The organism is Fulvivirga sp. AWR4_260, from assembly GCF_056158185.1.
Genome location: NZ_JBSWSU010000001.1, coordinates 1,073,320 through 1,099,798, shown reverse-complemented (window position 1 = coordinate 1,099,798; position 26,479 = coordinate 1,073,320). Strand labels below are relative to the sequence as shown.

24 protein-coding genes are annotated in these 26,479 nt (G+C 35.1%); 13 read left to right on the top strand and 11 right to left on the bottom strand.

Features of this window, described 5'->3' with window-relative positions; all coding sequences use genetic code 11:
- Positions 1-8: 8 nt before the first annotated feature.
- Together ACXACQ_RS04700 and gldB are read right to left on the bottom strand one after the other, a co-directional pair.
- On the bottom strand, positions 9-602 hold the full coding sequence (locus ACXACQ_RS04700) for a hypothetical protein (RefSeq protein ID WP_474974774.1): 594 nt from the start codon (positions 600-602) through the stop codon (positions 9-11).
- Between the two features lie 30 nt (positions 603-632).
- The gene (gene gldB, locus ACXACQ_RS04695; protein WP_474974773.1) at positions 633-1,649 is read right to left on the bottom strand and encodes a gliding motility lipoprotein GldB; all 1,017 of its coding nucleotides are present in this window, start codon (positions 1,647-1,649) and stop codon (positions 633-635) included.
- 75 nt (positions 1,650-1,724) lie between these two features.
- On the opposite strand from gldB, the gene ACXACQ_RS04690 reads away from it, so the two are divergent.
- Positions 1,725-2,360, top strand: a complete 636-nt coding sequence (locus tag ACXACQ_RS04690) for a porin family protein (RefSeq protein ID WP_474974772.1) — start codon at positions 1,725-1,727, stop codon at positions 2,358-2,360.
- 5 nt (positions 2,361-2,365) lie between these two features.
- The gene (locus ACXACQ_RS04685) at positions 2,366-3,688 is read left to right on the top strand and encodes an HTTM domain-containing protein (RefSeq protein ID WP_474974771.1); all 1,323 of its coding nucleotides are present in this window, start codon (positions 2,366-2,368) and stop codon (positions 3,686-3,688) included.
- Here ACXACQ_RS04685 and ACXACQ_RS04680 read toward each other — a convergent pair.
- On the bottom strand, positions 3,621-4,676 hold the full coding sequence (locus ACXACQ_RS04680; protein ID WP_474974770.1) for an alpha/beta hydrolase: 1,056 nt from the start codon (positions 4,674-4,676) through the stop codon (positions 3,621-3,623). The genes ACXACQ_RS04685 and ACXACQ_RS04680 overlap by 68 nt on opposite strands.
- A 9-nt stretch (positions 4,677-4,685) precedes the next feature.
- Positions 4,686-5,336, bottom strand: coding sequence for a YciI family protein (locus ACXACQ_RS04675; RefSeq protein ID WP_474974769.1), 651 nt, complete (start codon positions 5,334-5,336; stop codon positions 4,686-4,688).
- 144 nt (positions 5,337-5,480) lie between these two features.
- Between ACXACQ_RS04675 and ACXACQ_RS04670 the strand changes: the two genes are divergently transcribed.
- Both ACXACQ_RS04670 and ACXACQ_RS04665 read left to right on the top strand, forming a co-directional pair.
- Positions 5,481-5,663, top strand: a complete 183-nt coding sequence (locus ACXACQ_RS04670) for a hypothetical protein (protein ID WP_474974768.1) — start codon at positions 5,481-5,483, stop codon at positions 5,661-5,663.
- A gap of 285 nt (positions 5,664-5,948) precedes the next feature.
- Positions 5,949-6,233, top strand: coding sequence for a hypothetical protein (locus tag ACXACQ_RS04665; RefSeq protein ID WP_474974767.1), 285 nt, complete (start codon positions 5,949-5,951; stop codon positions 6,231-6,233).
- Here ACXACQ_RS04665 and ACXACQ_RS04660 read toward each other — a convergent pair.
- The gene (locus ACXACQ_RS04660; protein WP_474974766.1) at positions 6,214-6,606 is read right to left on the bottom strand and encodes a VOC family protein; all 393 of its coding nucleotides are present in this window, start codon (positions 6,604-6,606) and stop codon (positions 6,214-6,216) included. The two genes, ACXACQ_RS04665 and ACXACQ_RS04660, sit on opposite strands and share 20 nt — an antisense overlap.
- Before the next feature lie 155 nt (positions 6,607-6,761).
- Between ACXACQ_RS04660 and ACXACQ_RS04655 the strand changes: the two genes are divergently transcribed.
- From ACXACQ_RS04655 to hutF, 7 genes are all read left to right on the top strand, one after another.
- Positions 6,762-8,537 carry a chloride channel protein gene (locus tag ACXACQ_RS04655; protein WP_474974765.1) on the top strand — a complete coding sequence of 592 codons (1,776 nt, stop codon included), beginning with the start codon at positions 6,762-6,764 and terminating at the stop codon, positions 8,535-8,537.
- A 550-nt stretch (positions 8,538-9,087) separates the two neighbouring features.
- Positions 9,088-9,564: a TlpA family protein disulfide reductase gene (locus ACXACQ_RS04650; protein ID WP_474974764.1), complete on the top strand. Its 477-nt coding sequence runs from the start codon at positions 9,088-9,090 to the stop codon at positions 9,562-9,564.
- Between the two features lie 12 nt (positions 9,565-9,576).
- The gene (locus ACXACQ_RS04645; RefSeq protein ID WP_474974763.1) at positions 9,577-10,185 is read left to right on the top strand and encodes a thioredoxin family protein; all 609 of its coding nucleotides are present in this window, start codon (positions 9,577-9,579) and stop codon (positions 10,183-10,185) included.
- A gap of 109 nt (positions 10,186-10,294) precedes the next feature.
- Positions 10,295-11,599 carry a D-alanyl-D-alanine carboxypeptidase/D-alanyl-D-alanine-endopeptidase gene (locus tag ACXACQ_RS04640; protein WP_474974762.1) on the top strand — a complete coding sequence of 435 codons (1,305 nt, stop codon included), beginning with the start codon at positions 10,295-10,297 and terminating at the stop codon, positions 11,597-11,599.
- A gap of 1 nt (position 11,600) precedes the next feature.
- Positions 11,601-12,686, top strand: a complete 1,086-nt coding sequence (locus tag ACXACQ_RS04635) for a glycoside hydrolase family 3 protein (protein ID WP_474974761.1) — start codon at positions 11,601-11,603, stop codon at positions 12,684-12,686.
- A gap of 9 nt (positions 12,687-12,695) precedes the next feature.
- Positions 12,696-13,496 (top strand): N-formylglutamate amidohydrolase, encoded by an 801-nt coding sequence (locus ACXACQ_RS04630; RefSeq protein ID WP_474974760.1) that lies wholly within the window; start codon positions 12,696-12,698, stop codon positions 13,494-13,496.
- A gap of 1 nt (position 13,497) precedes the next feature.
- Positions 13,498-14,871 carry a formimidoylglutamate deiminase gene (gene hutF / locus ACXACQ_RS04625; protein WP_474974759.1) on the top strand — a complete coding sequence of 458 codons (1,374 nt, stop codon included), beginning with the start codon at positions 13,498-13,500 and terminating at the stop codon, positions 14,869-14,871.
- Positions 14,872-14,904: 33 nt separating this feature from the next.
- Here hutF and ACXACQ_RS04620 read toward each other — a convergent pair whose 3' ends face one another.
- The 3 genes from ACXACQ_RS04620 to ACXACQ_RS04610 form a co-directional block, all read right to left on the bottom strand.
- Entirely contained in the window at positions 14,905-15,486 is a 582-nt protein-coding gene (locus ACXACQ_RS04620) for a hypothetical protein (RefSeq protein WP_474974758.1), read from the bottom strand.
- Positions 15,487-15,555: 69 nt separating this feature from the next.
- Positions 15,556-16,446 (bottom strand): hypothetical protein, encoded by an 891-nt coding sequence (locus tag ACXACQ_RS04615; RefSeq protein ID WP_474974757.1) that lies wholly within the window; start codon positions 16,444-16,446, stop codon positions 15,556-15,558.
- A gap of 21 nt (positions 16,447-16,467) precedes the next feature.
- Positions 16,468-17,076, bottom strand: a complete 609-nt coding sequence (locus ACXACQ_RS04610) for an inorganic diphosphatase (RefSeq protein WP_474974756.1) — start codon at positions 17,074-17,076, stop codon at positions 16,468-16,470.
- A 564-nt stretch (positions 17,077-17,640) separates the two neighbouring features.
- Between ACXACQ_RS04610 and ACXACQ_RS04605 the strand changes: the two genes are divergently transcribed.
- Positions 17,641-18,339, top strand: a complete 699-nt coding sequence (locus ACXACQ_RS04605) for a hypothetical protein (RefSeq protein ID WP_474974755.1) — start codon at positions 17,641-17,643, stop codon at positions 18,337-18,339.
- A 14-nt stretch (positions 18,340-18,353) separates the two neighbouring features.
- On the opposite strand, the gene ACXACQ_RS04600 is transcribed toward ACXACQ_RS04605, so the two are convergent.
- Positions 18,354-20,153, bottom strand: a complete 1,800-nt coding sequence (locus ACXACQ_RS04600; protein ID WP_474974754.1) for a GAF domain-containing protein — start codon at positions 20,151-20,153, stop codon at positions 18,354-18,356.
- 231 nt (positions 20,154-20,384) lie between these two features.
- Here ACXACQ_RS04600 and ACXACQ_RS04595 point away from each other — a divergent pair, with 231 nt between their 5' ends.
- The gene (locus tag ACXACQ_RS04595; RefSeq protein ID WP_474974753.1) at positions 20,385-23,750 is read left to right on the top strand and encodes an amidohydrolase family protein; all 3,366 of its coding nucleotides are present in this window, start codon (positions 20,385-20,387) and stop codon (positions 23,748-23,750) included.
- A 16-nt stretch (positions 23,751-23,766) separates the two neighbouring features.
- On the opposite strand, the gene ACXACQ_RS04590 is transcribed toward ACXACQ_RS04595, so the two are convergent.
- Positions 23,767-24,240, bottom strand: a complete 474-nt coding sequence (locus ACXACQ_RS04590) for a nucleoside/nucleotide kinase family protein (protein ID WP_474974752.1) — start codon at positions 24,238-24,240, stop codon at positions 23,767-23,769.
- Positions 24,241-24,500: 260 nt separating this feature from the next.
- Positions 24,501-26,330 carry a tetratricopeptide repeat protein gene (locus ACXACQ_RS04585; protein WP_474974751.1) on the bottom strand — a complete coding sequence of 610 codons (1,830 nt, stop codon included), beginning with the start codon at positions 26,328-26,330 and terminating at the stop codon, positions 24,501-24,503.
- Positions 26,331-26,479: the final 149 nt, after the last annotated feature.

Here is a 26,479-nt window from a genome sequence, read left to right as displayed (position 1 = left end):
TTAATATTTTAAATTTGGTGGATTAAATGTGCATAACCATACGAGTTTTCTGCCTTCAGAGCGTAAGGTATAGGCTTTGTTTCAAAAATATAATTTAAAGTTTTTTCTAAATTATCCGAAGCTGACGGGCCAAAAGCCTCAAAAGCTAATGACCAATATTGTTTATTTTTAATAGTTATGGTAGACAACTCTATTTCACAACCTTGGTTAGGTCTAACCTCCATCTTTACTTGGTCAGGATACCCTCCGTCCAAGGTGAACTTAATCATTCTTCGATCTTTGGTTACCGGAATCCATACTTCTGGTTGTTCTATCAAATAAGACCATTCTGAATTTTGCTCTACTTTAAAGCTCCATTTTGAATAACTCTCTTTATTACCAATTATAGAGTTACACATAAAATTTCCATGCTGGCCTAATCGTGACTTGATCTGTATATTCCCTTCTCTCAGTTTAATCCCTAAAGTACCTCCCTCGGTTTGGTGATAATAATAATCCGTACGTGGAGCCTGCTCTTCGGGCGATAATTCATTAAACCAAAGCTCTAACTCACTAGGTAAAGCTTCATTAAACATCCATCGGCATTCAAAAGATTTTATCATGGCACAGTAACAGTCTAATTTAACAGGGGTTTAATGCTTTTCAGGTTTATACTTAGATTTTTCAAAAACCTTTCTTGCATTAGGCTCAGCCATTAATTGAGGTAAAGTGGCATCGTTATTATCCATATATTGTTTTACAATTTGCCAACCAAGCCATGTAGCTATCCTACCAGGTGCTTTATCTCCAACTTCGTAGGTTTTTGGTCGCTCATCTATGTATTTCTTCTTTATCAAATGATCGGTTTCATATAATAACTGGTTTTCTAAAAAATGAGCATAAATAATATCTTGGTTTTGCTCAGCTCCGGCAATCTCTTCACCAGAATACCAAATTAGCACACTATCTGGCGTGCAAGGCATCATATGCTTTGCAAAATAAAATGACTTACCATAGCCAATCATATCTGCCAAAATTGTTTTATCACTGATGTCGGTTTTATTATACTGAGGAGATATTCCATAAAGCAACATCACAGAAGGCACTACATAACCGGGTCTGTAGCGTTCAAGAATATAATTGAATAACCCTAGAGGTCTATATTTTGCACCATCACCCAAATAATAATCTAAACCCACAATCAGTAAAGAATCTGATACATACAAATCATTGTCCAAACCAGAAGCTACAAATTTCACCTTAGGTACTTTCGCTTCCGGATAGTAATATTTTAAATTCTTAAATGCATCAGTAAATTCGGCTTTTAATTCAGAGAGGTCTCCAAACACACGGCTAATTTCCATTTGTAAGGTATCTATGTGTGGGTTAGTAAACCTGCTGAATAACGTTTCCATCATAATGGAATCATTTGGGTACTGATCACGCTTAAGAAAATATTGAGTGAGTATATCGTTAGATTGCAACACTTGTCGCAATTCACTCTTAGATTTCACCCCCAAAAGCATACTGTCCAATCTTTGAAATTCTATTTCAACATTTATGTTTGATAAATCGGGTTGAAACACACATTCTTCATTTTTTTTACTACATGCTGTAATAATTGAGGCAATAACTACGATAGATAGTAAAAGTCTAATTCCTTTTTTCATGTTCAAACTATTCGTTTATTTGGACGTTAGTGTTCGTAAGCTAGAACTTGCTAAGTAACTAAAAATTATGTTCTGATGAGAAGAAATCTGTTTTTACTGTTGTTTTTAATTGTATCTTTTAATGCCTACTCGCAGTTTCAGCTAGGCTTAAAGGCGAGCCCTACAATAGCCACCAACAGGATAACCTCTGATTCAGATAGCTTAAAATTTAATACTGATGGCGTTGGTCTGAGATTTACGGTTGGGCCATTTGCAGATATTCAGTTTAAAGAAAATTACTTTATAAGCACAGGTATCTTTTTAGTAGCGAAAAGATCGGCTTTTGAAGTAAATAATAAAAACACAGGTTTTTCTAAATCAGAATCTTACAACCTTCATTATATTCAGATACCCCTAGACCTAAAATTATATACTAACGAAATAGCACTGGACAAGCGAATTTATTTTAACGTAGGTGCTACCATGGAATTTAACGTAAAAGAAAAGGCTGAAGAAGAATCTAATTATTATGTAAATGACTTCAAACTTTTCGATTCCTCAGTACAAATAGGTTTTGGACTTGACTATAAAATAGGTTTAAATACCAGTGTTTTTGGAGGTTTTAGCTACCATAGAGGATTGATAAACGCAGTGAGCAAACAGATTAAAATGGACGATAAACTTGTAATTAAAAATGACTACATTGGTCTCGACTTTGGGATCAAGTTTTAATTACAATGCATCAAAAATTTTTTAGAGAGGTTGATAACAGCCCTCTTATAGTGTTTAGAATTTTATTTGGTTTTTTACTCATAGCAGAATCATGGGGTGCAATACTTACCGGCTGGGTTACAAAAACCTTTGTTACTGCAGCATATAATTTCCCTTTTATCTTTTTTGATTGGCTACGCCCATTACCTGGTAGCGGCATGTATTATTATTATGCATTGATGGGACTGCTCGGGGTATTCATCATGATCGGGTTTAAATACCGCATCAACATGATTTTGTTTGCCATTATGTGGAGCGCAACATATTTCATGCAAAAGACCCACTATAATAATCATTACTATTTAATGGTATTATTGTCATGGTTAATGACCATTATGCCAGCCAATACTTATGCGTCTATCGATGCAAAAATGAATCCCCAATTAAAAAAACTTAGCTGTCCACAATGGTGCCTTTGGGTGTTTGTTGTTCAAATGACCATTGTATACACCTATGCATCTATTGCTAAGATGTACCCAGATTGGGTGGCATTAAAGCCGATTGAGATTTGGTTTAGAATGAAAAGCCACTATTATGTTGTGGGAGAATTATTACAATTAAAGTGGTTTCAATATTTAATCGCTTACGGTGGTATTTTGTTTGATTTACTGATTGCTCCAGCACTTATATGGAACAAAACGCGTAAATATGCCTTCATCACAGCTGTGTTTTTTCATTTATTTAATTCTGCCGTTTTCCAAGTTGGCGTATTTCCGTATATGGCCATAAGCATTAGTATATTCTTTTTTCATCCAGAAACTATACGTAGGATATTTTTACCTAAAAAGGATAAACTCGAAAGCTCAGAACTTAGCCATGCTGTTGAGTCAAGATTTCAACCTGTAATCTTTTACCTGCTATTAATATATTTTTGCGTTCAGGTTGCATTACCACTAAGGCATTATTTCTATACTGATAAGGTAGTTTGGACCGAAGAAGGCCACCGGCTAAGCTGGAGAATGATGCTTCGTATAAAATCTGGTTACGTTAAGTTTAAAATAATAGATCCTGAAACGCATAAAGAGTGGATCATCAGCCCTAATCAATATTTAAATGCTAAGCAATCTTATGCTATTGCAAGCAAGCCAGATATGTGTTGGCAATTTGTACAAATATTGAAAAAGGACTTTGCCAACAAGGGTTTTTCTAACGTAGAGATATATGCTAATGGAAAAGTAGGAATCAATGGAAGACCAATGACTCCTTTATATAACCCTGAAGTTAATCTTGCAACTGTAGAGTGGAGTCACTTTCAACACTCTGACTGGCTTCTGCCTGCGCCTTTTTAACCGGTGAAAGGTGAAGCACATTTTCTATGAAATCATAAGTAGCTTTTTTAACCGAGGGTAAATCCTGAGAAGTTAATGCACTACCAATTACATGACTCCCTGCCTCAGGAAACGCTACTTTTACTTTTAAATCATCGGGTGTTCCTAACTGATCATACATTTCGAGCATAGCAGGCACAGAAACAGTATGGTCTTGTAAGCTATCGTTTTTGTAGTAATAGCCTAAAAAAACAGGCTGAGTTACTTGTTTGAAAGTTGACTCAATCATAGTTCTATCAAGTAACATTTCTAATTGCGGTAAAGCTTCTACTCTTACTCGCTCATACCAATATGGCTTGCAATCTGCACCATCGTCATTAATATAATAATTACCGCCTAATACTTTTTTGGCTATCTGTAAGCCCCAAGGGTTATCAAGTAAAAATGCTTTGGAGTCAAAAACCCTAATATTTGGCGAATAAAGAATCTGAGCTGCCACATTAGCATTACCTCCAGATAAATAAAGACTTAATGTTCCTCCTGTAGATGTACTGAACAATATTACTTTTTCACCGAGCTGCTCTCCTATGGCAATTGCTCTTTTTGCTGACTCCATTAATTTCTCAGCGGTAAAATCAATCATAGGCTCTTCACTTTCCAAGCCATGAGTTTGTAATCGTGACAAATACAAATTACAGCCATAACGCTGAGCCAATTCTTTGTGAATGGGGGCGCCCTCAGCCTGGCTAGCTCTAAATCCGTGCAAATAGACAATGCTATAAGGTGTTTTTTTATAAGCACTATCATACCATATTATTCTGGCTTCGTTATCAGGTCTTACTTTTACACTATCTTCTTCAAAAGCATTGACTTCCATTTCCAATTGTTTTAGGTTGGATGTCACCACGGGCATTGTTCTATTAAATTCCGCAGGTTCCACTTTAGGACCTAGAAAATAAATAACTACTAGCAATAGTACTATTGCAGAAAACCACTTCAGAAATTTCATATCAGCTTATTATAATTCGCAAAATGTGCCTTTGAGCGCCCATATTTTTTTTATTTCAGGGCCGATAATGCCATTTTTCACGCTTGGGTCTGACATAATCACTTCCTGATCCAAATCTCCTTCCATAATCATTATTCCGCCATCGCTATTATCAAAATAGCCTTCTAACAATACATTACCTGTCCGCTTGATTTGCTGTAAGTAAACATCGTGCTGCCGAAATAAAACAGGGGCGTCCCTTACATTAAATTTAGTAATATATGTGTTATACCTAATAAAAGTATATGAAGAATATTCTGAATTTACATCCGCATCGCACACCTTACCATATCTTAAAAACCATGGTAATACTTCACTATGATACAAACCAGCTTTAATTGCCGGATCGCTACTAATCCAATTTCTGGCCGAATCTGGCTTATCGGTTTCTAGAATAAAAAATATCCCGCCTTTATCAAAAGGACCAGCAACCATTAATTTACGCTCATTTTTTAGCCTTTCTATATTTGATAAATGTTTTCTCCTAAGGCTATCGAGCTGATTTCGCGAGTATTCTTGTACTTTTTGAGTGGGCTTTAAAAAAGCAAACATATATTTTTCCTGGGCATTGGCTACACACGCAATCATGCACAGCGCCACTATTAGACATGCATTTTTCATTTTTTGTGGAGTTATCTCCTCGTTTTCACATAAATAACACATCTAAAGTAAGCTTTATTTACAGTTTAAGATACTTCTACTCATTTATTTATATGCTTAGTCTGAAGGAACGGTATTTGTAATACTTAAGAAAAAGGAAAAGTTATGATTAAAAATTTAGCATTAGCACTTACCATAATTGGCATAATCGGTCTAATATTTGGAGTACTCGGTATATTTGGGAGTAACCTTGTGAGTCTCAGCCCATGGGCATTGGCCATATTGGGACTTATTTTCTTCACTTCGGGAATAGGAATTTTAAAGAAACAACCCAACGCAGATAATTAATTCTGTTTAAATATAAGTTAAGTTAATCTGTAGAGAATAACGATTCTTTAACTTTAAAAGGAGATAATTAACCCTATTTTGCTTTTAAAGTTCAAAATTTTAACCAATTTTACATAGATATTTAATACCACTAAAGCTATAAGCCTATCTTACTTTAAATCAACACTTAAAGTAAATGTTGGTATATTTTTTAATATTATTCAGAAATAGATATTAACTATAGCCAAGGAGCTACGTTATAAGATTTATTAATTCTGATTTTTTCTTTCTCAGGCCATTAATAGTATGATTAAAGCTACAAACTACAAAGGGATTATTTATGTAAGAATAAGCGAACTTCCTGAAGAGCAGCAAAGCGCCATTTCAAATTGGGCTAACGATGATATTATCATTAAAATTCAGGATGATAAAACACTTATGAGAGATTGTGTGCTTTACAAAGATTACCAACACTGGTTTGAAAATATATTTACTAATGCTGTAGCAGACTCACCCGAGACCACAACTGACAATAAAGAAAAGGCAAATGCTCTTAGAAAGATAGGGTTGCCTAATCCCAAACACCTTTAGGAACTATCTCCAGCACATTCATTTCAGGATCATTAAAGTAAAAAGATTCATATTGGCCTGGCCACAGTTGTGAATCAATAATAATCACGCCTTTTTTAACAAGCATTTCTTTAACGGGTTCATAGTCTTCAGGGCTTACTTCAAAGGCAAAATGCTGATTTCCTTTAGCAAAATGACCCGGTGGTGAAGTTTTTTGCTTGCTATCCTCCGGGTTAAAACATAATAATACCGAAGCCCCTGCCTTAAAAAATATATGCTTCTCTGGCTGATAATGAATAACCTCTAGCTCCAGTATTTCTGTATAAAATATTCTGGCTCGCTCTAAATCATTTAAATACAAACAGTTTTCTTTTATCTGAATAATTTCTTTCATAGCTTTTCCATTTATATCTTTCGAAACAATAATTCTATTGGGCTATAAATGTGGTCCATTCATTTACTGATAAACTGAAATTAACGAGTTAAGTTTATTGTTTAAAAAGTATTATTCTAACTTTGCATTTTAATTAAATTAATAGCCATTACATTGTGAAACACGAAAGCCTGTTAGTGAGATTTTTAATCTGGCGAATCAAGCATATCAGTAATAAAAACTTCGTTCTTATCCTGGCAGGTATTATTGGTTTGCTTTCTGGTCTTGCAGCGGTAACGCTTAAAGAATCAGTCCACTTTATTCAGCACCAACTCACCGGAAATTTTGATAAGGAATATGAAAACTACTTTTATATTGGTTTTCCTCTGATAGGTATTTTTATCACAGCCGCTGTTTCAAAATATATTTTTAAGGATAAAACTGGTCACGGCATTACTCAAATCTTATATGATATTTCAAAAAATGGGAGCATCATAAAAAGAGCGAAAATGTTTTCAAGGATGATCACCAGCGCCATAACCGTAGGTTTAGGTGGTTCAGTAGGGCTTGAGGCTCCGATAGCGGTTACTGGTTCTGCCATAGGATCTAATGTAGGTCGCTTCACACATCTTAATTACAAAAAAAGAACTCTCTTAATTGGCTGTGGTACGGCCGGTGCCATTTCTGCCATATTTAATTCGCCAGTAGCAGGAGTAATATTTAGCATGGAGGTGATCTTAGCCGATGTTACAATTTCCATGTTTATTCCTTTATTAATTGCCTCTGTTAGTGCCGCACTAGTTTCTCTTACTCTCCTTGGTGACGATGTACTTTTCTCTTTTAAACTAGTAGATGGTTTCAAGGCTTCTGATACTCCTTATTATATTTTACTCGGAATATTGTGTGGTTTAGTTTCTGTGTATTTCACCAGAATGACTTACAAAATTGAAGGGCTAATTGCCAAAGTTAAAAACCTATTTAGCCGAGCACTAGTAGGAGGTATTTTATTGGGCATCATTATTTTCATTTTTCCGCCTATTTACGGTGAAGGATATAGCACCATCAAGTTATTACTGTCGGGCAAAGAGCTTGATATTTTAAATACCAGCCCATTTTTTAGTGAACTCGATAATATTCTAATCATCTTCATTTTCATTTTTGGAGTTATAATGATTAAACCTGTAGCTTCTGCACTTACTATTGGGTCTGGCGGAAGTGGAGGTATTTTTGCCCCTGCATTATTTTTAGGTGGGGTAACAGGTTTCTTATTTGCGGCCGTTCTCAATGAAGTAATATGGGTCAACATCAGTACCAGTAATTTTACTCTAGTAGGAATGTGTGGTTTAATGAGTGGTGTGCTTTATGCTCCATTGACAGGGGTCTTTCTTATTGCTGAAATTACCAGTGGTTATGAACTCTTTGTGCCGCTCATGTTAGTGTCTGCCATTTCATTTAGTACCAGTTCTTTCTTTGAAAAACATTCTTTATATACCAAGCATCTTATTGAAAGAGGAGACTTAATACAGTACGATAAAGATAGGCAGGTATTGAGCCTAATAGATCTTCATAAGATAATTGAAAAAGATTTACTAAAAATAGACCCTCATGCTAGCTTGGGAGACTTAGTTAATTTGGTGAGGATCTCTAAAAGGAATATTTTTCCTGTAGTTAATGAAAATCAAGAATTACTAGGAGTAGTAACCTTAGACGATATCAGAAATATTATGTTTGATACCGAAAAGCAAGAAAACACCCTAGTTAAATCATACATGCACAGCCCTCCAGCATATATTTCGTCTCATGAAAATATGCAATCAGTAATGAGCAAATTCGAGCTTTCTGGCGCATGGAATTTACCAGTAATTGATGATGGAAAATATGTTGGTTTCTTATCAAAATCAAGGATTTTTAATACCTATCGTAAGAAGCTAATTAGGCACAACAAGGAATAGCTGTATTTCAAAAATCTTACATAAAAAGAAGGAGTTTACACAATAAAAAATTTCCTTCTTTAAGCTCTTGATTTTTAGAATTAAATCCTTAGTTTCGCAGCCCGCCCAAAATTATTTTGAGTTGTCCACAAAGTGACCATTCAAGAATATTACCACAACACACTGATTTACAAGCATTTATACATTAACCAAAATGCAATGTGGATAAATAGTCAAAAATGTGGAAAACTTTCAGTTGATTTTTCAAATTCTTCTTTTTGTCTAAACGATGTATATTAGACTTCAATCAAAAACCACGATTTTCTCAAAATATTACACACTTCAACTTTAGAATAAAATCCGTGTTTTTAACGGTTAACCCAAATTAAAATAGTTGAAATGTATAAACTCCAAGAGTTATCTAAATATTATGGCAGTATGTAATTAACATTATGCCACATTGCAGGAGGTTTAAATATTAATTCGCCCGGGTAAATCAACATCTCAAAATAATGATATTCCTAAACACTTAGTAAGAATCTTCTTACGGAAAAAATCGTATATTTTCAGTATGAAAAAATTATATTTAATACTACTAGTCTCTTTGGTTGGTTACAAAGGTTTTTCACAAGATATACCGGTTATAAAATTTGATAAAGTACAGCAGACTTTAGAATCCAAATCAGATAAAATTCAAATAATAAATTTTTGGGCTACTTGGTGCGGGCCTTGCATAAAAGAGCTGCCTTACCTAGAAGAGGAAGCTAAAAGCAACGCCAACGTAGAAGTTCACCTGTACAGTCTAGATTTTGCTGATAAACTCACTAATGTTGAAAAATTTGTAAGTAGAAAAAATATCTCGGCAAGCAAAGTAGCCCTTCTCGATGAGGTGGACTATAACAGCTGGATAGACAAAGTAGACCAAAGCTGGAGTGGAGCAATTCCCGCAACTTTAATCATTAACCCTAAAAATGGTAAAAGGGTATTTACAGAAAAAGAATTGCACGAAGGAGATTTGCAAAAATTAATAGCAGAAGTATCTAACTAAACCAATCATATAATGAAAAAGATAATATTATTAGCATTTTTTTGTCTGCCAATAATTTTTGCAGCCAAAACCATAGATAAAGGATATACCGTAGGAGATACTGTAAAAAACTTTACCCTAAAAAGTGTAAATGGCAAAGACATTTCCTTGTCTGATTATAAAAAAGAGAAAGGCATTATATTGATCTTTGATTGCAATACATGTCCATTTTCTAAAGCTTATAATGAGAGAATAAAAGAACTACATAGCATGTATGCTTCTAAGGGCTTTCCAGTATTAGCCATCAACTCCAATGATCCTAAAAGACAACCCGATGATTCTTTTGATAAAATGAAATCGTATGCAAAAGAGCACAATTACAAACATGCTTACGTGCAGGATGTTGATCAAGCAGTGGCTCATGAATTTGGAGCTACCAACACTCCTCATGTTTATGTTTTACAACAAGTTGAAGGAAATTTTAAGGTTGCTTATATAGGAGCCATTGATAATAATACCAAAGATGCTGAAGCGGCTGACAAAAAGTATGTGCAGAGTGCAGTAAATGCTTTGCTTAATGGAGATGAACCAGAAATTACCCACACAAAAGCTATAGGCTGTACTATTAAATGGAAAGAATAAACTAAAATATGGGAGAGTGTTCTCCCATATTTAGTATAAATAAGCTTTGCAGTACAACAGTACACAGACAAACCTTTCAAAGTAGCTTGCAATATTCGTAATTTGCAGCATGAGTTATAAGCTGCGCTTAAATTGTAGTATTTTAATAGCATCCGTTTTATTCGGCTGTGGCTCCTTAGCCAAAAAAGCTGTAGTAAATGATGTTAAACAATTAGAAACAGATTTTCAAAATCATTCTGGTTTTGTACTATATGATCCTATAGAAGACAAAACCGTTATAGATTATCATGGTGATAAATACTTCACGCCAGCATCTAACACAAAAATTTTAACGTTTTTCCTTTCTTCTCAAATTTTAGGAGATTCTATTCCTGGACTTTATTACACTGAAAATAAAGACTCTTTGATTTTTTGGGGATCAGGAGACCCCACATTTCTTTATAACAACCTGCCGCAAGGAAATATTCTCGATTATTTAAAAGGTAAGAAACAGGCATTATTTTTTAGTGCTTCTAACTATCAAGACAATCAATTTGGACCCGGATGGGCTTGGGACGATTACTATTATTCTTTCTCTAGCGAGAAATCACCCTTTCCTATTTATGGCAACACGGTGCATGTAAGTTATAAAAAGGGGCAAGACCATTTGTCTATAGATCAGCCTATCTTCAAAAGTAATTTTTGGCTAGGCGACTCCATCAAAGGAAGATCAACAATAGTTCGTGCATATGATAGCAATCATTTTATTTATTACCCCTCTAGAAATAGGGCCATATTTAGTAAAAATGTACCCTTTCATTATTCTGACCAAGTTTTCACTTCTTTACTAGAAGACACCTTAAAGGCTCCAGTACATATAATTGACTCCAAACTTCCTGCAAATCATCAAACTTTATTTAGCATTAGCACGGAGTCTGCTTATAGAGAAATGATGAAAGAGAGTGACAACTTCATAGCAGAGCAACTTTTATTAACCTGCGCAGGCGTATTATCTGATACGTTAAACTCAGATATTGCTATTCAATATGGCTTAACTAAGCTTATGCAAAATTCTCCAGATCCACTGATTTGGGTTGATGGCTCAGGGCTATCTAGATATAACCTCTTCACTCCACGATCATTAGTATGGATATGGAGTCAGCTTTACCATTCTATGCCACAAGAAAAACTCTTTAGCATCATTGCCAATGGCGGAGAAAAAGGAACTTTGAAAAACTATTATGCTAATAGTGAGACATATATATATGGTAAAACCGGTACTTTAAGCAATAATCATAACCTGAGCGGGTTTTTAAGAACAAAGCGTGGTAAACTTTACATTTTTGCTTTCATGAATAATAACTACCCGAGCAAATCAGCTCCGGTAAAAAAGGAAATGGAAAGGATACTACAAGAGATACATGAAAATAACTGATATGAAATTATACCTAAGTGCACTTTTGGCCATAAGCTCATTATGTTCTTATGCCCAAAAACAAGATAGTCTTGACATTAAAATTGGCCAGATGCTTATGGTGGGCTATCCCGGACAATCTGTTACGGAAAACAACCCTATCATAAAAGATATTGAAACTGGCAAAATAGGAGGCATTCTACTCTTTGAGAAAAATATCACTAGCCATAACTCATACATTAATTTGAAAAGGCTCAACACTACTTTTCAAAACCATGCACATATCCCTTTATTTGTTGCTATTGACCAAGAAGGCGGGAGAGTAAACAGACTAAAAGAAAAGTATGGTTTCCCTAAAACTGTATCTGCTGAGTACTTAGGACAAGTAGCCAATAGCGATTCTACAAAATTCTATGCTGAAATTACAGCGGCCACATTGGCCGGACTAGGTTTCAATGTAAATTTTGCGCCAGTAGTTGATGTAGCTATTAACAAAAACAACCCTGTTATTGCTAAAATCCAGCGCTCATATTCAGAAAACCCTGATACGGTGGCTCTACATGCCGAAACGGTAATAGAAGCGCATAAGAAATTCGGAATAGTTTCCGTTCTTAAGCACTTTCCTGGGCATGGTAGTTCTCATGCAGACACACATTTGGGAATAGCCGATGTAACCGAATATTGGCAAGATAAAGAATTAGTGCCTTACAAAACTTTAATTGCACATGACGCAATTGATGCAATTATGACCGCTCATATTGTAAATAAAAAACTAGACAAAAAGGGGCTTCCAGGCACTTTGAGTAAAAAAATAATAACTGACCTTTTGAGGGACAGTCTTAATTATAATGGAGTGGTCTTTTCTGATGACATGCAAATGCACGCTATCACAAAACATTATGGACTGGAAACTTCTATAAAGCTGTCTATTCAGGCTGGTGTAGATATATTAATTTTTAGCAATAACATTCAAGGCAGTGAAGAAAGAACTGTAGATGCTGTACACAACATTATCAAAGAACTAATTAAAAAAGGCGAATTGACTGAAAGCAGAATCGATGAATCTTACCAGCGAATTATTAAATTAAAAAAAGAAAGAATCGAATAGCGATTAAATATGAGTGTATACAAAATTATAGAACCTACGGCACCAAAAGTTCCTATTTTAATTAGTGTACCACATTGTGGCATAAATTTTCCTGATGAACTTAAAAGTCATTATAACCCTGCGTTAACCTCAGCACCAGATGATACTGATTGGTTTGTAGATAAATTGTATGATTTTGCCCCTGAGCTTGGCATTACTATGATAACAGCAAACTATAGCCGGTGGGTAATTGACCTAAACAGGGATCCGGAAAGTGCACCTTTGTATGATGATGGAAGAATAATTACCGATTTATGCCCAACAACATCTTTTGCAGGAGAACCTATATATAAAGAAGGGCACATGCCACCTGCGGAAGAAATTGACAGAAGGGTGGAAAATTATTATTGGCCATACTATAATCAAATTCAAGCAATGCTCAACGAACTCAAGAAGAGTTTTGGTCATGTACTTTTCTGGGATGCTCATTCTATAAGACAATACGTTCCGCTCATAAGAAAAGAAGTTTTTCCTGACCTTATTTTAGGAGACAACAACGGAAAAACAGCTAGCAAAAAATATATAAATACTGCTTTTGAAGCACTTTCTGCTCAGCATTTAAAGCTTCAGCACAACGAGCCTTTTAAAGGCGGGCACTTAACCCGATATTTTGGTAAACCAGAAATAAACCAGCACGCACTACAATTGGAAATGACCAAAATCAATTACATGGACAATAAAGAGATAAATTACGATCAAGAGCGTGCCGGTAATATCAGAGAATTATTAATAACCTGTTTTAAAAATCTAATAAAAGAGCTTAGCGCCTAGTATGAGAACTTACCGATTCAAAGCCGTATTACAAAATGACGGCTGGTATGAGAATACATGTATAAGAGTAAATAGCTACGGTTTAATTGAAAAAATCGGGGCTGAAAAAGAATTTGAAGGAGATGAAATTGAAACGGTAAACGGCTTCGCATTGCCTGGGTTTCAAAATACACATAGCCATGCCTTTCAATACGCTATGGCCGGTGTTACTGAAGTTCAGATGGCAGGTAATAGTGCAGATGATTTTTGGTCATGGAGAGAAACCATGTACCAACTGGCTCTTACAATGGATCCCGAAGATGTTGAAAATATAGCTGCTATGCTGTATAGTGAAATGGTGCAACATGGCTATACGCATGTGGCAGAGTTTCATTATTTACACCATGATAAAAATGGCAAGCCTTATGCTAACCTTGCTGAGCATGGAGATAGGTTAATTGCAGCGGCAGAAAAAGCTGGTATAAGAATAACATTGGTACCGATGTTTTATCAAAAAGGAGGCTTTGATCAAGCTCCTCAAGAAAGACAAAGGCGTTTTATAAGCTCTACAACAGATGAATATTGGAAACTACTAGAAGCTTCTAATATGTCTACCTTATTTTATGATGGAGCTTCAATAGCTTATGGCATTCATAGCTTAAGAGCCGTAAGCTCGGATGATATTATAACTACAATAGAGCAAGGCCCGAAAGGTATTCCTTTTCATATTCACATTGCAGAACAACTAAAAGAAGTTGAAGATTGTAAAGCGCATTTAGGCGCTCGTCCGGTAGAGTGGCTGTTGAATAATGTAAACGTTAATCACTCATTTCATTTAGTACATGCCACGCATTTAACTAATAGTGAAATCATAAATTTGGCAAAATCTGGAGCCCACGTGGTGGTTTGCCCATCTACGGAAGGAAATTTAGGCGATGGCTTTTTCAGGTTAACAGATTATCAAGAAGCTGGCGGAAAATGGTCTATCGGAACTGATAGCCATATAGGGTTGAGCCCATTAGAAGAACTACGCATATTGGACTACGGCCAGCGTATGATATCACACAAAAGAAATACATTTGCGGCAGGTGGAGTGGCCAATACAGCCATTGAACAATGGCTAACCAGTGGTAGAAATGCCATGGGCCACAGTGAAAATTCTTTTTTTAGAGAAGGAAAGCCTTTAGACGCTGTAGTTTATGAAGCCGATTCACCACTTTTAAACTGCTGCAGTAATAAAAATTTATTGCCTACTATCATGTATTCTCAAGGACGTGTAAATACTTTGGGTACGCTGGTAAGAGGCAAATTTGTAGTTAAACATCAGCATCACATTAATAAAGCTGAAATAGTAGATAAATTTCAGCAGAGCATGAAAAAGCTAAATATTAGATAAAAAAGAAGGCAGATTTAAAATCTGCCTTCTTTTTTATATCAATACTTTTAAGTCACTCATCATTTGTCTGGTGTCATTAAAATAATCATTAACTACATCAGATTGATCAGCAAGGCTTACATTATCCTCAATAGAATTAATGTCTTGCTCTAGCTTGTACATATCTCTATCCACTTCTTTATTAACATCAAGATCAATATCATCAAACAAAGTATTAGCCTGTGTTAATAAATCTTTTAAGTCCTCTGCAGAAGCTTGCGTATCAAAGTTGTTTACTGCTTTGTTAAAATCCAGTACATCATCTGCCTCTAAAGCTGTAACCTCACTAAGGTCATCAAAAGCTCGCCCCATTCTAGTCAAAGCATTTTTCGCATATTCAGTTGGGTTGTCAGCAGGCGCATGCTCCACAAATGATATATAAGCATCAATAGCCCTGAGCTTTCGCTCTCGGTTTAACTTACCAGAGATTTGTGTCTCACTTTCCCTTACCACTTTTTCATGTTCTAGTGTGGCTTCACTTTCAGCTGCCATAAAGTACTGATATCCTAGAAAAGCCACACATGCCAAGATAAAACCTACAAGAAGGCCTCGGCTTGTTTTTCTATTATCACTCATAGCTGTATTATTTACATTCAATAATTATTATAACAGCTAAAAATGAGCTTTGTTAAGTAATTATCAAGATTACTTGCGTTTGTAATAATATAACATGGCCTCAAGTCCAAGAGGTTCTTCGCTTAAAGTAAAGAAACCAGATCCGTCCTTTTTCCATGCGATGGCTTCGCCTTGAGGTTCGGCAGTATATGGAATTTCTGAAGGCTCTTTCATTAATGCATCAGCTATGCTAGTATTAGCATCTCTATTCCAATAGTAAATTTTGCTATATGTTTTTATAAGAATCTCTAAGCCATCAGAAGAAATATCTCCTGCCACCACATTATTAAGCGGAATAGTACACACCTTTTCCATCTTATTATCTTTATCAACAGCTTGTGGATAAACTACCTTATACACAGAAACACTCTTTTCTCGTTTCGACACTATGTATAAATCCTTAGTTAACGGATCCACCATTAAACACTCAGCATCTCTTTTTCCATCAGGATAAACGATAGATATCTTGTCCACCTTACTCACCACTTTCTCTGTACCAGGCATAGGCTCTTCAAAACGATAGATATATTTATCTTCAAATCGAGCCAGATTATCGCCTGTTTCAGCAATGTAGATATAATTCTTACCTTTTTCCGGTCCAGGTCCGGTGGCTATATCTTCCCAGTCTCGGTTCTTTACTCCTTGAATTTGGTATGTACCCTTGTCTTTACCATGCTCATCTATAAGAAAAATGCGCGGTTTACCACCACTATCGTTATGAGTCCATAACATACCTGCATTATTTATGCCCTCAGCTATTCCTGAGGCTTCATTAATAGCAGGGTTTTCAATCTGACCTTGAGAAACACCTGTTTCAAAACTTTTTGAGATGGCATCTACAATTTCTTCCGATATGCCTGCTCCACAGGCGGCCACTACCGCTAAGGCGGAAAGCCAGTACTTGGGTTTTAAAATATTCATTTCAAAGTCATATTAATTGTTTCAATCATTTTTTTTCCACTTATCAATAATTCTCATAGCCTCCTTTTCATCACCCCAACCGTTAGTCTTCATTTTCCCAACTCCTTTATAACTTGTAAACCATTTTTCTATAATGGCAAGGGCATTAGGATATTGTTTATCAAGGCAAGCGAAATCTTCACACTCGATAATTCTTAAATTTTCAGCAGCGGGCACGGCTATTATTTTGTCATCTTGCTCCCCTCTATCAATAAGATGTAGTACTCCCACAGGAATTACTTCAAGCAAAGTAGCTTGAGGCAAAGTTTCAGAAACCACCAGTATGTCTAAAGCATCTCCGTCACCACCTCTGGCAGTATCCATTAATGTGGAAGGAATAAAACCATAATTACCCGGATAAGGTAAGAACTGAATAATCCGACCTTTGCCATTTATGGTATCAAGTTCAAATTCGCCCGTAGTTGGGTTAAACTCAAATTTCTTGTTCGTTCCAGCAGGAATTTCAACCACCATTTGAATAAATCCGTCCTCACTTGTAGTAGGTGCGTTATAATTGTTACCACTACACCCATATATAACGCAAGTTATCAATAAAAGATAATTAAAAATACCACGTTTGTTGTTGAACATAATTAGACTTTTAAATTTAAAATTTTGATTCACCATTTATATTAATGTTAAAAATAGACAAGTGTTAGAGGTATAGAAGATTAAGACCGAAATCCATTTCAATTCAAAATTAAATTTATGAAAACCATTGCTAATACATTTTTTTTCATAAATTTAAGGCGTTTAAGGTTGTAAATTGTTTCATCTCGACTTTGAACATATAACTGATAGCCAGATTTTGTTAAGTACGACCAACAAATCTGGCTATCAGTCTTTTTACTCATCTCCACATTTCACATTCATTTCTACTTCCACTGTTAATCTATAAACATAAGGCTGTTGATAACTAATTATTTATATACATAAAAACTGACTAATCAGTCTAAAAGTTGAGAAACATGCTTAATGTGATTATTTATACACAAATTGATGTTAATTAACATTAAAACGATTGACTAGACAGTCTAAATATTTGGATATATAAAACTGTACTACGCAGAAAAATTAAATGACTAACATTCGTCATATCTTTACTTATATATTTTTTCTAATTTCGTGCCTGCTTATAAATCACACTAAATAATTATGAAAGGCTTCAAACTATTACTACTAAGCATACTCATTTTACTAATAACTTTTTTAACACCTTTATACATACAGCTTGATGCAGCCTATTCTCCATTTACTATTTCAGGTTTAAGCATCAGTTTGTTGATAAGTATTGTTGGCTTATTACTTGGCCTTAAAGATAGTGAACCCGAAAACCGCACTTTTGGAAAAATGGGCAACCTACTATTAATAATCTTTTCAATAGCCATGCTATTTCATCACATTAATAACCCAAATGCAGGTAAGCAAACATCCATCAGCCAACAAGATTTTAATGATTTAATGATACGTGAACTATCCAAAACCTCTCCAACAGTAAAATATAGTTTGCCGTCAGATACCGCATTTTCAAGTAAGATTTATAATATGAAATATTGGCTTGAACAAGATGATCGACTAGCGGCCATTGCAGAATATAATGGTCTGCAATATGAGAAAATGTTTAATTACGACATTGGAGAGATTGATTATTTAAGAGAATTTGAATCCATCAACGATATGGGAAAGCTAAGCTTTGAGTTTGATGATAGAAATACAGAAGGTACTAAATCTGTGGATGTGATGGTTAAGGCTATTTTCAAAAAGGATTCAGTACAATTTGATACAACTTATAAATCTACATTTACATATTACTTAAAAGAGGATTCTATTGGATACAAAAAAGGATACCTATAAGTATCCTTTTTAATTTATATATTTTCAGCCATCTCGGCTTTTCGTCTCCTCTCCTCTTTGTAGCCTTCTAGCTCCTCTCTCAATAACAGCAATTCGCTTTCTCGCTCCGACAATTTTTCTGTTTGTTGCTCTGCCTCATGTACAAGATTCTTCATGTTTTCTGAAGACTGTTTACTGGCAATAATATTGGCAATATTATCGGCTACATTTTCTACAAACTCAATTTCATGTTTTGCAAACTCGCTAAACGAAGCTAACTCCAATGCACCTACTATTTCTTCTCTTATTTTAAGAGGTACTATTAACACACACGAAGGTGTAGCTGCACCTAGCCCACTAGTAATTTTAACGTAGCTTTCAGGTATATCCGTTACGTAAATTGTTTCTCCTTCTAATATTGCCTGCCCCACTAAGCCTTGCCCAGCATTTAATTTTTCTTCAACAAATCTCTTTTTCTCATAAGCATAAGTAGCTATTCTGTAAATATCTTCATCCTCTCTAATAATATACAGTGCCCCCTGATTCGCCATCAAATATTTAGTCATTTGAGATACTATGTCATCACCTAATGCTTGAATATTATCAGACTCATTTTTCAGTATTTCAGTGAATTTTGCTAACCCTTCATTTGACCAATTAATCAGGCTTTGCTTTTGTTCAGAATCAATGAGTTGTTCTTGCATATCAATAATTGAACTGGCCAAAACATCATTATTAAAACGGTCATCATATTTAATTTTCAAATTTCCTTTACCTAATGATCGAGCAAAATTTACAGCTGTTTTTATTCTTTCAACCAATTGATTTAATGCCTTCTTAGTTTCTGCTAGTTCATCGTTAGATCTCGTTTTCAAATCATCAGGAAAAACACCATTTGAAAGATCGACCATTGCATCTTTAATTTCTTTTATACTTTTGGTAATAAGTCCTGAATATACCAACACCAATAAGAGTCCCACCACCAACTGACCGGCAAACAGAGCAACTATCAACATTATACTTTTAGAAGTTAAACTATCTGTTTTATATTGAATATGATTGGTCAGTTTTAAAATATCGCCTTCCACTAAAGCTGCTTCATCGTTAATTTTACCAAGCACACCAACACTATTACTTAAACCAATATTTTCTTCAAGTTTAACAATCTCATTAAATAAACTCTGGTACATTCCGAGGCTAGCAATTATATCATTCTTTTCGAAATCAGAATTGTTTGTATTGCCTATATCGTTTTTGAAATCAACTACTGCAGTATTGAACTTATTCAAATATTTCATGTCCTTACGGAGAAAGAAATCTTTTTCGTGCCTCCGCAACATGAGCATATCTGCAGCATTAAAATTATAGGTAGAGTTTTCCACAGTATGAATGGCTTCTCTTAGTTTGCCCTCTAATCCATAATCTTGAAAACCTCTAATTTTATAAAGTTCAACTAAATCATTAAACAGAATATGATAGTTATCCACATGCTCCTTCAGCTCTGTTAAAAAATGATCAGATTCAGGATCTTCGAAATACTTTAAATCAGACAACATTTGTAAATCTACTTTAACAGAATCCATAGTACCGTTGAAACTTTTAATCAGTTTACTTTCTCCTGTTTGTAGAAATTGATCGTCTTTAAAACCTCGGTTAGCAAAATCTTTTAAATGCAAGTCAGTATTTAAAACCATAATATGAGTTCTGTCTACCACACTTCTAAGTTCTCGCAAATCGAGAATAGAATTGATAGCAGAAATAGTGAGGATTACCAACAGCACCGAAAGTAGTAGTATAGAACCAAACGCAAGAAGCAATTTTGTTTTGATTCTCATTTTTTTGAAAATACTTTTCATCATCTAAAATCAACCATTAAACCATACAAAAGTAAACGTATTTTCAGAAATACGTTGCTATCTCATTCATTATGATTGCATTATGATAACATGAAGATGAATTAACGTGATCTTTAATTCCAACAAAAAATACTAATAACTAACCACTTGCATAATTATTCTATCACTAAAGTGGCATTTTAATTAATTTTTCAAAAAAATGTTTTTTTCATGAAATTATTGATGAGCCTAATGGTCTGCGGGCTAATTTATATACCTTGTTTTGCACAACAAGATAGTATAGCTGTTGCAGACACTGTATCTCGCGAAGAGACAAAAAAAGAATTGCCCCTTTCTGCCGAAAGGAAAATAAAAATCGAAACGGACGAAGCCTCTTGGATTTCGCTTGATGTAAGCCCAGATGGTAAACAGATAGTTTTTGACATGCTAGGTGATTTGTACCTTTTGCCCATTGAAGGCGGAAAAGCTGAAAAACTAACTGAAGGAATGGCCTTCGATTCTAACCCTCGTTATAGTCCTGATGGAAAAAAAATAGTTTTCATCTCTGACCGAAGTGGTGGCGAAAACGCTTGGACTATTGACCTTAATGATAAATCTACCAAACTCATAACAAAAGGAAATAACAACACTTACCAATCTGCAGAATTTTCACCTGATGGCAAATACATTGTAACTGCCCAAGGAACCAGAAATTTGAAACTTCATATCTATCACATAGACGGGGGATCGGGTGCAGCCATCATAAGCAAACCTGAATATTTAAAAACTGTGGAGCCCGCTTTCAGCACCGATGGAAGATACATTTGGTATTCGAAAAGAAATTCTGGCTGGGAATATAATGCAGGTTTACCTCAGTATCAGTTAGCCACTTATGATCGTGAAACAGGAGAATCTTCTGTTGTTACTAACCGATATGGATCGGCTTTTACTCCAACCTTATCGCCTGATGGCCAATGGCTGGTTTATGGAACTAGATACAATGTAGAAACCGGATTAATTTTAAGAAATTTAAAAACAGGAGATGAAAAGTGGTTGGCGTATCCTGTACAAAGAGATGAGCAAGAATCCATAGCACCTCTTGGAGTTTTGCCAGCCATGTCTTTTACACCGGATAGCAAAAATCTAATTGCATCTTATGGAGGAAAAATTTATAGTATACCCATAGCAGGTGGTGAAGCCACAAACATTCCTTTTGAAATTGATACTGAAATAGAATTGGGCCCACAACTAAAATTCACCTATCCTATTTCCGACAGCACAGAAATGACCGTTACTCAAATTAGAGATGTGCAAATTTCTCCTAATGGAAATCAAGTTGCCTTTACTGCTCTAAACGAATTATATGTTATGGATTTGCCAGATGGCCAACCACGAAAAATAACAAATTTTGATTTTAATGAAGCTATGCCAAGCTGGAGTCCTGATGGTAAATATTTAGCTTTTGTTAGTTGGCAAGCTGCAGAAGGTGGGCATATTTATAAAGTGAATACCAAGGGAAAAGCCAAACCTATTCAATTAACAAAAGTACCCGCTACCTATACTTCCCCTGCCTGGAATAATACTGGCGATAAAATAGTTTTTCTTAAAGGTGCCAGACAAAATTTTTTAAATAGTACAGGACCCGTTGGTTTTAAAACACAAGAGGACATCTGTTGGATAAGTAGCAAAGGTGGCGAAATAAATTTTATAGATAAATCTAAAGGCAGGAGTTATCCACACTTCACCAACAATAGCGACAGAATATTTTTATATAGCGGTGGTAAAGGTCTAGTATCTATTAGATGGGATGGAACTGATGAAAAAGAAATTTTAAAAGTTACCGGAATCACGCCTTATGGATTTGGAATTAGCGGACTCGATTTGCATGATCATTCTATTTTACACACTGAAGATGCCGAAGCTCCTAGCAAACCTTCAAATGCAGGATTAATTTTAATGGCACCGGAAGGTGATCAAGCTTTGGTACAAATTCACAATGAAATATATGCTGTAACGGTACCACTCATTGGTAAAGATGTGGTAAAAATAGCTGTTGCAAATCCTGCAAATGCGGCATTTCCAGCAAAAAAACTTACTAAGATTGGAGGCCAATTTCCTAGCTGGGGGCACCAAGCCAAAAAAGTTTATTGGGCTATCGGTAATGCATTATTCAGCTACGATCTGGATGAAGCCAAACAAATTGACCTAAAAATAGAAGCAGAAAAAGAGGCTAAAAAAGATGATGGAAACAGTGCCGATGATAAAAAAGAAGAAAAGGGTACAAAACCCTATGAAGCCAACGAACTTAGAATTAAAGTTAAGGTAAAACGAGATGTACCACATGCGAAAATTCTTCTTGAAAATGCAAGGGTCATCACCATGGCTGGAGATGAGATAATTGAAAATGGTGACATATACATTGTGGATAACCGAATTGTTGATGTTAAAAAGCATGGTGAAATAGCAGTTGGTCAGGATGTTGAAAGAATGGATTTTACAGGAAAAACTATTTTGCCCGGTTTTGTTGATACACACGCTCACCTAAGACCAGCTTGGGGTTTAGAAAAAAATGAGACATGGCAATATGCAGCTAACTTGGGCTATGGGGTAACCACAACTCGAGATCCACAAACTGGAACTACAGATGTACTTACCTATGCAGACATGGTGGAAAGTGGAAAAATGGTTGGGCCTCGAATTTACTCCACGGGACCTGGTGTTGGATTTTGGGCTTATAACATTAAAAACCTAGATCAAGCAAGGGATATTCTAAAACAGTATTCTGAATACTACCACACCAAAACAATTAAAATGTACATCACGGGAAATCGACAACAAAGGCAGTGGATAATTATGGCTGCGAAAGAACAAAAGTTGATGCCTACTACTGAAGGAGCCCTGAATTTTAAACTGAACATGACTCAGATAATTGATGGATATCCAGGTCATGAACATAGTTTTCCTATATATCCATTGTATAAAGATGTTGTAAAATTTGTTAGCGAATCACAAACTGCCTACACTCCTACCCTGCTTGTTTCTTATGGTGGACCTTGGGCTGAAAATTATTATTACGAAAGTGAAAATGTGCAGTACGATAAAAAACTAAATTACTACACTCCGAAGTCAGAATTAGATGCGAAAACAAGAAGAAGAAAAGCGGGCTGGTTTATGGATGAAGAATACGTTTTTGAAGATCATGCAAAATTTGTAAAAGATTTAATTGATGCAGGCGGATTGTCAGGAATTGGTTCTCATGGTCAGTTACAAGGTTTGGGATATCATTGGGAATTATGGTCTGTACAATCTGGCGGGTTAACCGAACACGAAGCTTTAAAAATTGCCACAATTATTGGAGCGGAAGCCATTGGTTTGCAAAACGATCTTGGTTCTATCGAAAAAGGTAAGGTAGCTGATTTGTTAATTTTAGATAAAAATCCGTTAGAAAATATTAGGAACAGCAACACCATTAATTTGGTGATGAAAAATGGAAGATTATATAAAGGTGATGACTTATCCCAAGTTTATCCACAAAAGGTAGAGGCTAATTTCAAATGGCATCAACCAATACCAAAAAACCTTCCTGGAATTAAATAAGCAATATTTTGAGTTATTAGAGACCGGCAAATGCCGGTCTTTTATTTTCAGAAATGTTGATAATCTCTAAGTTATCCACATGGGATGGCAAACCATATTGATTATAACTTTTCCAGATGTGCTCAATATACCAGTTTGGTTCAGCTCCCCATCTGTTATCCTCCAATTTTCTCTTTAAAAACAATGACTTTTCTATTTTGAGAAAATACCTTTTGTCATAGAGCTGGTTCAAATCGAAATCATAAAACGCCAACAAGCCTTCTACAATAATCACCTTGGCGGAGCAAGTGTGAATATGTGCTAAAAGCTTTTTGAAATTGATAGACTTTGGATGTTCCCAATCTGTTCTATCTTTAATTTTTGGTATTTGATTTTCAGGATAAGCAAAATCATCTTGATGAAAAATATGAACATCATCAAATGATTTGGCCAAAATATGAGCAAACGTAGTTTTGCCAGCCCTACTCACTCCTCCTATTCCAATTACCATAGTTCCGTCTCTCTTGTTTGAGTAATTAGCACTTGGTCTATGCTAATGATTAGCGATCTCATGGCATTAAAAATTTTAGCTAAATCAAATTCCGGCATACAGGCTGAAGACAAACTAGATATTCTAAGCGATTTTAAGCGTGGTTTAAGAAACTTATACATTTTATTCGACCCAATACACCAAAGCATTCTTAGAACGGCTTAAAATAATACTTAATTTTTGAAATCGTCAAAACGAAGGCTTTATACAGCGCACAGAAATTAGTATTGCTGGCTAACGTCCGTATAATCTCCTCTGAGGGCCCTAAATCGCTTTCTTGCTTCGGCTACAAAAACACTTCCGGGGTATTTTGTGAGAAAGTCTCTATAAATCTCCATTGCTTTTTGCTTTTCGTTCAGCTGCTTGTCATAAATTGAAGCAATCATAAAATAAGCATCATCACTTAAGATATCGTAATCATACTCTTCCACAATTTTAGAAAGCAACAGAATGGCTTCCGAAAATTTGCCTTGTTTTTTCATTATTTCAGCTTCTTTCCACAAAAGCTCATCGGTTAAACTATGGCCTGAATACTGCTTCAACATATTTTTAATTTCTGATAATGCGCTATCTTCCTTATGCTGAAACAGCAAAAGTTCTATAGCAGCATAATTTTTCATTGCGGTTTCTGAAGAATCTAGCGCCACATTGTCTTTGATTAAAATACTTAAAGCCATGGCATCATTGGCTATTTCCCTAGTAGTTGCTTCTTTCAGAATATCGAGATGTTCTTGAGCCAATTGAAAATCTCCTTTGAAGTAAGAAAGTTTAGCATTTTTCAATTTGGCTTCATATCCTAATGGCGATTCTTTATTGTCTTTTTCCACTTGGGAGTACAGCAATGTAGACTCCCATGGTTGTGCATCCAACAAATAAATATCTCCTAAGTCTAATTTAGACTGAGCCACAATATCCGAATTTGCCCTTGGCGTATTTATGATTTTTTTTAACAATGTAATAGCTGAATCTCTTTGATCAAGATAAAATGCATGCAATAGTGCTTTGCTCCGCATAGCTTCCAAAGTACTACTACTCATTCCTGATTCATCTATAAATTCCTGATAGTCTTCAATAAGAATTACTATATCGTTGAGTTCTACAGGATAGGTATTTTTCACTTTCTGCTCATAAGCCTTTATCAAATACATTTTAGCGAGCATTTGATTGTGCGAATCGGGAAACTCATTAATCACATAATCGAAAATTTTGATAGCAGTATTGTAATCTTTGTTATCGAGAGCAATGAATCCTATATTCAAAGATTTTGCTCCACCAGTTTTTAAACGTTTATCCACAGCACGTGCCTGAACAAAGGCACCATAAAAATTTTTCTGCTGAAGGTTAACCCAAATCAATAACTCAGAGAAAATTTGACTATCCGGATTTTTTTGAATTTTATCCAACAGTAAATTTTCCAAAGCCTCATATTCTTCGGGAGTGGTCAAAAGATTTTGAAGGGTGTTTTCAACATAGGCCACATTAGACGGATTTTGAGTAATGTAATTTAAATACTCTTCCACCATTTCATCTTTTTTGTTCATAATACGGTAAAGGTTGGCTAGCTCCAATCCAAATGCCGCGTCATTAGAAGAATTTTTTCTGGCTTGTTGATAAGTTAAAACAGCGTATTGGTTCAGCTGCTTATTGATAAAATACTCAGCAGCTACTCTTGTATGGAAAGTATTACCTTTTATTTCAGCAATAATATCTTTAAAATATTTGTCGGCTTTTTCTTCTTCAGCTTGATATTGATACAGCAAACCTAAGTCTAAGCGGTATTCCAGTTCGGCCGGAAATTTTTTGTTGAGATTTTTTATGTACTTTTCAGCTTCTTTAAAATCGCCAGATTTCAATAGAAGGAAATAATAATTACTGTGGATAAGTGAAATATTGCGCAAATTTTTCGCAAGGTCTTCGTAAAGACTTTTAGCCTTTTCAAATTCACCTTTAGAATAATATTCATTAGCCAACTGTACATCTACATTGTTTTGAGCTTTTAAAGAAAAGCTTAAAACACAAAGTAGAGTAATGAGTCCGATATATCTTTTCATGTTATTCACACTTTCAACATCCCTATATTATAATATATATATATTAATTAAAGTTTATTATTATTTATTATGCTGTGGATAAGTGGATAAATGAGTAAAACTAAATTTGGATATATAACTTGTTTATCATTTTAACACTTATCAAATAT

Coding starts and splice junctions, on each gene's coding strand:
- ACXACQ_RS04700 (WP_474974774.1), bottom strand. CDS start 602: ATGATAAAATCTTTTGAATGCCGATGGATGTTTAATGAAGCTTTACCT.
- gldB (WP_474974773.1), bottom strand. CDS start 1,649: ATGAAAAAAGGAATTAGACTTTTACTATCTATCGTAGTTATTGCCTCA.
- ACXACQ_RS04690 (WP_474974772.1), top strand. CDS start 1,725: ATGAGAAGAAATCTGTTTTTACTGTTGTTTTTAATTGTATCTTTTAAT.
- ACXACQ_RS04685 (WP_474974771.1), top strand. CDS start 2,366: ATGCATCAAAAATTTTTTAGAGAGGTTGATAACAGCCCTCTTATAGTG.
- ACXACQ_RS04680 (WP_474974770.1), bottom strand. CDS start 4,676: ATGAAATTTCTGAAGTGGTTTTCTGCAATAGTACTATTGCTAGTAGTT.
- ACXACQ_RS04675 (WP_474974769.1), bottom strand. CDS start 5,336: ATGAAAAATGCATGTCTAATAGTGGCGCTGTGCATGATTGCGTGTGTA.
- ACXACQ_RS04670 (WP_474974768.1), top strand. CDS start 5,481: ATGATTAAAAATTTAGCATTAGCACTTACCATAATTGGCATAATCGGT.
- ACXACQ_RS04665 (WP_474974767.1), top strand. CDS start 5,949: ATGATTAAAGCTACAAACTACAAAGGGATTATTTATGTAAGAATAAGC.
- ACXACQ_RS04660 (WP_474974766.1), bottom strand. CDS start 6,606: ATGAAAGAAATTATTCAGATAAAAGAAAACTGTTTGTATTTAAATGAT.
- ACXACQ_RS04650 (WP_474974764.1), top strand. CDS start 9,088: ATGAAAAAATTATATTTAATACTACTAGTCTCTTTGGTTGGTTACAAA.
- ACXACQ_RS04645 (WP_474974763.1), top strand. CDS start 9,577: ATGAAAAAGATAATATTATTAGCATTTTTTTGTCTGCCAATAATTTTT.
- ACXACQ_RS04640 (WP_474974762.1), top strand. CDS start 10,295: ATGAGTTATAAGCTGCGCTTAAATTGTAGTATTTTAATAGCATCCGTT.
- ACXACQ_RS04635 (WP_474974761.1), top strand. CDS start 11,601: ATGAAATTATACCTAAGTGCACTTTTGGCCATAAGCTCATTATGTTCT.
- ACXACQ_RS04630 (WP_474974760.1), top strand. CDS start 12,696: ATGAGTGTATACAAAATTATAGAACCTACGGCACCAAAAGTTCCTATT.
- hutF (WP_474974759.1), top strand. CDS start 13,498: ATGAGAACTTACCGATTCAAAGCCGTATTACAAAATGACGGCTGGTAT.
- ACXACQ_RS04620 (WP_474974758.1), bottom strand. CDS start 15,486: ATGAGTGATAATAGAAAAACAAGCCGAGGCCTTCTTGTAGGTTTTATC.
- ACXACQ_RS04615 (WP_474974757.1), bottom strand. CDS start 16,446: ATGAATATTTTAAAACCCAAGTACTGGCTTTCCGCCTTAGCGGTAGTG.
- ACXACQ_RS04610 (WP_474974756.1), bottom strand. CDS start 17,076: ATGTTCAACAACAAACGTGGTATTTTTAATTATCTTTTATTGATAACT.
- ACXACQ_RS04605 (WP_474974755.1), top strand. CDS start 17,641: ATGAAAGGCTTCAAACTATTACTACTAAGCATACTCATTTTACTAATA.
- ACXACQ_RS04600 (WP_474974754.1), bottom strand. CDS start 20,153: ATGAGAATCAAAACAAAATTGCTTCTTGCGTTTGGTTCTATACTACTA.
- ACXACQ_RS04595 (WP_474974753.1), top strand. CDS start 20,385: ATGAAATTATTGATGAGCCTAATGGTCTGCGGGCTAATTTATATACCT.
- ACXACQ_RS04590 (WP_474974752.1), bottom strand. CDS start 24,240: ATGGTAATTGGAATAGGAGGAGTGAGTAGGGCTGGCAAAACTACGTTT.
- ACXACQ_RS04585 (WP_474974751.1), bottom strand. CDS start 26,330: ATGAAAAGATATATCGGACTCATTACTCTACTTTGTGTTTTAAGCTTT.